Here is a 6,734-nt window from a genome sequence, read left to right as displayed (position 1 = left end):
CTTTTTAAAGACCTAAAAAGGCACTTACCTTTATCTGGAAATGCTTTTAGATAGTTTCAGCAAGCCCTAATTATTAATGATTGGGTAAATGTTTGCTACAAATATTTGGACAGTTTCTAGTAGTCAATAGTCAGTAGTCAGCTAGAAATAGCTCTCTTATTATCATTTTTTACCCTGAAACAATTCTATTTGAGTAGGGTATTTTCAGCTTTCAATCATTTTATTTGACCAAATTATTCAAGACACACTCTTTTTTCAAAATGGTATAATAGCGAATATTTCACCCGAAAAATTTATGAGTTATTGCTATAATCCTACCTGCCAAAAACCACAAAATCCAGACAAAAATAAATTTTGCCAAAGTTGTGGAACAAAACTCATCCTCAGAGAACATTACCGCCTCCTAAAACCAATTGGAATTGGCACATTTAGTAGAACATTCTTAGTAGTTGATGAAGATATTCCCTCAAAACCAATCTCTGTAATTAAACAATTTTTACCCATAGCTACTTCCGGCAAAAATGCAGCACAAAATCTCAATGAAATAGAAAAAGCATCAACATCATTTCAGAGAGAAGCATTACAATTAGACAAACTCGGAAAACACCCCCAAATTCCCAGTTTATTAGCGTATTTTGTTGTCTCATCCTATCAATACTTAGTTCAAGAATATATAGAAGGAAAAAATTTAGCTCAAGAGTTAAAAGAACAGGGAACATTTGACGAACAAAAAATTAGAAAATTTCTCATAGAAATACTGCTAGTCTTGCAGTTTATACACAAAAATCAAGTCATTCATCGCGATATTAAACCAGAAAATATTATTCGTCGTGGTACTGATGAAAGTGGGTATGACTGGGGGGAAAATTTATGTTTAGTCGGTTTTGGTGCTGCCAAAGCTATTTCTACTCATGCCAATGTTAAAACAGCTACTGTCATTGGTTCCCCAGAATATACAGCTCCAGAACAATTAATAGGTCAACCCGTATTTGCTAGCGATATCTATAGTTTGGGTGTTGTTTGTATTCAGTTAATGACTCAACTAAACCCTTTCGACCTGCGTCACGGTGAAGAGTGGTTATGGCAACAACATTTACCTAGACCTGTGAGTGCATCCTTGAGTAATATCATTAATAAAATGCTTCAGGTTTCCTTATCGCAACGTTATCCTTCAGTAGAAGAAGTTTTGCAAGATTTAATGCAAACAGTCGGAAGTTCTTGGGAAGCATTGGAAAGTTTAGAAAGTCATGGTGACAAAGTGAGAACTGTAGCGTTTGGTATTGATGGTCAGACTGTGGTAAGTGGAGGTGAAGATAATAGTATTAAAGTCTGGACTCTGGGAACCGGGAGCGCTCCTCAGACTTTAGGAGGTTGGATGTTTAGTCATTCCGGATGGGTGCAGGCGATCGTTTTTAGTCCGGACGGTCAAACTTTGGTGAGTGGAAGTAATGACAGTACGGTAAAGATTTGGAACTTGGGTACAGGAAAGTTGGTGCGGACTTTGGGGAATTGGTTTGGTCAAGACTGGGGTGCCGTACAGGCGATCGCTATTAGTCAAGACGGTCAAATATTGGCAAGCAGTCATGGTGACAAGACGGTAAAGGTTTGGTATCTCGGTAGTGGGAAAATGCGAGGATTTTTGAAAGGTCACACTGCATGGGTAGAGTCGGTTGCTATTAGTCCGGATGGAAAAGTGTTAGCAAGTGGGAGTGGGGATAAGACGATCAAGTTATGGAATGTGGATACAGGGAAATTGTTGTTGACCTTGACTGGTCATAGTGATGTAGTTCGGAGTGTGGCCATCGCTCCGGACGGTCAGATATTAGCGAGTGGTAGTAGTGACAATACTGTGAGGTTGTGGCACTTAGCAACAGGAGATTTATTAGGAGTATTGCAGCATCCCGATGGAGTCAATAGCGTGGCGATGAGTCCGGATGGTTTGATGTTGGCGAGTGGGTGTCGGAATGGGAATTTGTATTTATGGAATCCTTATACAATGGAGGAAGTAGGAGTATTGAGTCAACAAGCAGTAGTGAATGCGGTAACATTTAGTGTAGATGGTCAGATGTTGGTGGCAGGTTGTGGGGATGGGACTGTGGGTGTGTGGCGAAGGGTGAGTTAATTAATAATTGATAATTGATAATGAAAACTATATAAAAATTTTTCTTAGGGGTTGCAAGTTTGAGAAGGGTGTGTTATTGTAATAAAACATTTGGACGTATAGCTCAGTTGGTTAGAGCGCCACGTTGACATCGTGGAGGTCACAGATTCGAGTTCTGTTACGTCCATTACTTTCTACTTTTGCTAATTAAGTTGTGTAACTCCTAATAATAATTTAAGCTTTCACAATATTTCTTCAAAAAAAGTTACTTATTTATATCTGACTATATTGTAGTCTAAAAGAATTAGTCGAATACCGAAAAAAATATCGGTAGATGACCTAATGCTCTTCTAGCTTAAACCATACAATACAAGAAAACTAATTATGCCTTCTCTTAATCAATTTGCTTATGTCGCCGGGACAAATAACTACAAATTCGGACATAACTCAATTCCAAATATTCCAATTACCAATGCTCCAAATGACACCAATTTTGAGCGTTGGGCAATGCTTCAAGATGGTTCAGCTTACCGTCTGTATTTTTTCAAAGGAAGCACCAATAACATAATTTATCAATTTGCTTTCAATGGTTCATCCTATGAATTTGGACATAACTCAATTCCGGAATTGACCTTAATTGATGCACCGGAAGATGCTGATGCCAGCAGTTTGGCCATGTTGTATGACGGTAGTGACTACAGACTATACCTTCGCCAACTTGGTGAATCAAATCAACTTTATCAGTTTGCCTGGGTTGCGGGTAGCAGTACCTATAAATGGGGACACAATTCCATTCCCAAAATTCCCGTAACAGGGTTTCCCGATAACGCAGATCGGAACCGATGGGCAATGCTACATGATGGAAGTGCTTACCGATACTATGTGATGGAACTAGGAAACAACAACAAACTATTACAGGGTTCGTTCAATGGCGCTACCAATTCCTATGAATACGCATTTAACTCTATTCCAGAACTAAATTTAGTTGATACCCCTTCTGATAGCGATCTAAGTCAAGCGGGGATGCTACATGATGGTCGCGACTATCGTTTCTACTTTTTCAAAAAGTAGATTCGTTTCCTGAGACTTGATGGGAGTAGGGGGCTGGGGAGAGCATCGAAAACCCCTTTCCCTAGTTCTTTGTTAGTATTCAAGTGACATCAGAGTCCTAAATGTAGGTGTTATATCATGTCCGGTTGAACAGTTATAAATAAACTACTCAGAATTCAGCAATTCTGCAATTCAGAATTCAGGAGGGAAGAAAGAAGAAAAGAAGGAGAAAGTTTTTTTTATCACGCTCTTATCCGGACATTATATTAGATAGGGAATAGGAATGAGGATGCAGTGCGAAACATATTAAACATCTCCAATAATAAAAAAGAAAATCAATTATTTCTGTGGCATAATTGATGATTTCTCCCTGTTCCTTGCTCCCTGCTCCCTAATCCCTCTTTTCTAGAGATGTCTATTAAATAAAGTATTAACTGAGGTGAGTCTCATCTTGTCTGCTTGTGGAGGCTTAGACATTGGCAGTCTATGAAGCAAGAAATTTCAGAAACTTGGGTGCAATTATCTTTACTTTGTGAGCTTCTCGTTATAATTTCGATTTAACAGGAGATAACTTCACTGATAATTTCATACGCCACTTACTCACAATATTTTTTAAATTTATTGGCAACCAATCATCATATTGAGAATACACAGGTAATCTTTGAATTAACTGCCATCCTCCAGACTCCAAAACTTTTTTTAAACCTTGATAGTGAGGGTGAGGATAATTAGGATTAACTTCATCTAATGGTCCTATACCTCCTAAGTCTCGCGCACCATTTTCCAAACAAGCTAATAATATTTCCGGTTTTGTAACTAAATTAGGAGGAATTTGTAGGGCAATACTTGAGGATAAAATTTGACTGGCGATCGCTACAACTTCTGGCAATAAATTAATATCAAATCCTTCACTATTCCATATTTCTTGATTACCAGGACTGTAGGGTTGTAGAATAACTTCTTGAATATGACCCCATTTTTTATGCACATCAGCGATCGCTTCTAAAGTTTCTTTCGAGTCAGTTACAGTCTCTCCAATTCCTAACAATAAACCAGTAGTAAAAGGAATTCTTAATTCCCCAGCCCATTCTAATTGTTGTAACCGTAAATGTGGCATCTTACTCGGAGCATTTCTATGGACTGTTTCTAGTAATTTAGGTGTTATTTGCTCCAACATTAATCCCATTGACACATTTACCTGTTTCAACTCTTTCATTTCGGTCTTACTAAGTGGTCCGACATTAGTGTGGGGTAAAAATCCTAAAGATAGAGCTAGTTTACATAAGTCATAGATTAGTTGAAACCAAGCTTGTCTGTATTGGCTGTTCGGATGTACTTCACCGCTTAAAATCAAAATTTCAATTATACCTTGATTCTTGAGAGATAATAATTTTTTTTCTGCTTCTGATAGACTTAGCCAAGAATTTGCCCCTGGTTCTGAGCGAAAATTACAATAGCTACAACGATTAAAACATTCATAAGTAGGAACTATTGTATAAGCTGGACTATAAGTAATAATTCTAGACATTAGGTCAACCATTAAATTCAGTTAGTTACAGAATTTTTCTTGAGTCAGCTATATTATTTCAGTCTTCCTATTCTTTATTACCTATGGTTTCAGCCCCATCTGTTATATAGAACTCCTGAAAAACTTGTGGGGAAGAGGGGACAAAGGAGAAAGAATCATAGTAGCTAAGTAAAACTACTTAAATTATTCAAAAAATGTACTTTAGTATATACATTTTTTTCTCCCTAAAAATCAGGATTACTATCATCCCATAACTTATCTATTTTATCAAGTTTAATCTAAAGCTAAAGATGTAGGTAATGGATAGAGCTTCAGTCAGAGGTACTAATAATTTAATTGATAACTGAAATGACCAGTTTTTTTGTGATAGATGACGATGTGTCTTACCTCTATGCACTCTTTGTTCATGCTCTTTGTCCAAATATTATAAAATTACTATGCGTGTAGAAAATTGTTGTCAAGCTCTACTTGCTGATCTATTGCCGACTATCGATCCGCAACGTTCCGGAAAGTGTTTAGACGTCGGTGTAGGGACTTTTGCTTTCTATTGCCAATTATTTGCAGAGTTGGGCTTTGAGACTATTGCTGTTGAACCATTACCTGTGAAAAAGTTAAAACACTTAACTAACCATTCCCAACTCAAACTCTTACCAATCTGTCTATCCAATCGGGACGGGGAACAAACCCTCTATCTAGGAAAGTTTGCAGGTTTATTTAATAGTAACTTTAGTTCCCTTTCTGCCCAATGGTTTGGGTCTTCTAGCAATCAACGTACAGTGCCAACTCTCACCCTTCAGACATTAATCAAACAAGAAGCGATTACCGCTATTACCTGTTTAAAACTAGATATTGAAGGCTGGGAATGGCAGGTATTACAACAATTCAGTGACCTATCTCCAGACTTACTACCCAAGGTCGTAATGTTTGAGTACGGTGGCGGGGTAAATAGGAGCCAAAAGCAAAAGGGTTGGTCTCCAGAATTTTTTAATCAAACCTTGCAATCTTTGGAGCTTCTCAAAACTTGCGGTTATACCCATAGCCTAATCCTAGATTTTGCCCCCAACACCAAAGAATTACATTTTGATCTTAGTGTTCTTCCATCCCAGAAACTTGAAAGTCTTTTTACCCAAGAGTGTGTTTACGGTAATATTATTAGTTTTCTTGATTATTGCCCTCACCCAAAAGAAGTTGCTGAAATATGTACTCCATATTATCGTCTCACATTTATAGAAAGGTTAATCAATGGGCTAGTTTCCCGTTAATTTTTTCAGGACTTACGCAAAGCAACGTATTTTCGTCATTGCGACCGACAGGGAAGCAATCTCAAGTCCTAGTTTTTCGTACCTCATGCGTAAGTCCTATTTTTTTAAGTTTGCTGGTTTATCTCTAGGTAAGAAGTGTGAGGAATAAGAAACTCCCCAAAAGTTTTCAATACTTCCCCATATCCCCAAAATTCTCTATATAGCCATCCTCAATAGGTTGTAACAATTCAAAAACTATAAATAAACTGCGAAATTCTCACCTATTCCCGATTCCCTAAAGCAACTAAATTTTTCAGACGAATCAAATAGGATTGCTATATATTCTTTAACTTAACAATACTTTGAAACAGCCATGAACCATAAGCGGGCTACTTTTTAATCAAGCAATTAATTATAAATAGTATTATTTCGATTAATATAAGTCCTACTTATTAATTAGATTTAATACATTACGACACAAACCCCTTTACAAACCGAAATAAACTCGCTAAAGTATTAATAACGGTCAAGGAAAGAAAGCCAAGACCGCCGTACCTCGAAAATTTCATACATACAGCAATCATACATAACTATGACTACAACCTTACAACAGCGCGAAAGCGCTAACGTATGGGAGCGGTTCTGTAGCTGGGTAACTAGCACAGACAACCGTATTTACATCGGCTGGTTCGGTGTATTAATGATCCCTACTCTTTTAACAGCTACTATCTGCTACATCATCGCTTTCGTAGCAGCTCCTCCTGTAGACATCGATGGTATCCGCGAACCCGTAGCTGGTTCCCTACTCTACGGA

General features: G+C 37.6%; 4 protein-coding genes, 1 tRNA gene and 1 pseudogene. 5 read left to right on the top strand and 1 reads right to left on the bottom strand.

The features are described 5' to 3' along the window. The first annotated feature begins 295 nt into the window (after positions 1–295). The 3 genes from F6K22_RS26305 (at position 296) to F6K22_RS26295 (ending at position 3,172) form a co-directional block, all read left to right on the top strand. Positions 296–2,122 (top strand): protein kinase domain-containing protein, encoded by a 1,827-nt coding sequence (locus F6K22_RS26305; RefSeq protein ID WP_293104849.1) that lies wholly within the window; start codon positions 296–298, stop codon positions 2,120–2,122. Between the two features lie 92 nt (positions 2,123–2,214). Beyond that, positions 2,215–2,288 (top strand) — tRNA-Val (locus tag F6K22_RS26300). Positions 2,289–2,485: 197 nt separating this feature from the next. Then, on the top strand, positions 2,486–3,172 hold the full coding sequence (locus F6K22_RS26295; RefSeq protein WP_293104846.1) for a hypothetical protein: 687 nt from the start codon (positions 2,486–2,488) through the stop codon (positions 3,170–3,172). 523 nt (positions 3,173–3,695) lie between these two features. Here F6K22_RS26295 and cofG read toward each other — a convergent pair. Then, a complete protein-coding gene (cofG, locus tag F6K22_RS26290; RefSeq protein WP_293104844.1) occupies positions 3,696–4,679 on the bottom strand; it encodes a 7,8-didemethyl-8-hydroxy-5-deazariboflavin synthase subunit CofG in 984 nt (327 codons plus the stop codon). A 437-nt stretch (positions 4,680–5,116) separates the two neighbouring features. Between cofG and F6K22_RS26285 the strand changes: the two genes are divergently transcribed. Both F6K22_RS26285 and F6K22_RS26280 read left to right on the top strand, forming a co-directional pair. Beyond that, entirely contained in the window at positions 5,117–5,941 is an 825-nt protein-coding gene (locus F6K22_RS26285) for an FkbM family methyltransferase (RefSeq protein ID WP_293104841.1), read from the top strand. Positions 5,942–6,512: 571 nt separating this feature from the next. Continuing rightward, a pseudogene (locus tag F6K22_RS26280) lies at positions 6,513–6,734 on the top strand (photosystem II q(b) protein); the annotation flags it as partial.

Source organism: Okeania sp. SIO2F4, from assembly GCF_010672385.1.
Lineage (GTDB): Bacteria > Cyanobacteriota > Cyanobacteriia > Cyanobacteriales > Microcoleaceae > Trichodesmium.
The sequence above is the reverse complement of the archived record's forward strand: the minus strand, read 5'-3'. Positions and strand labels throughout refer to the sequence as shown.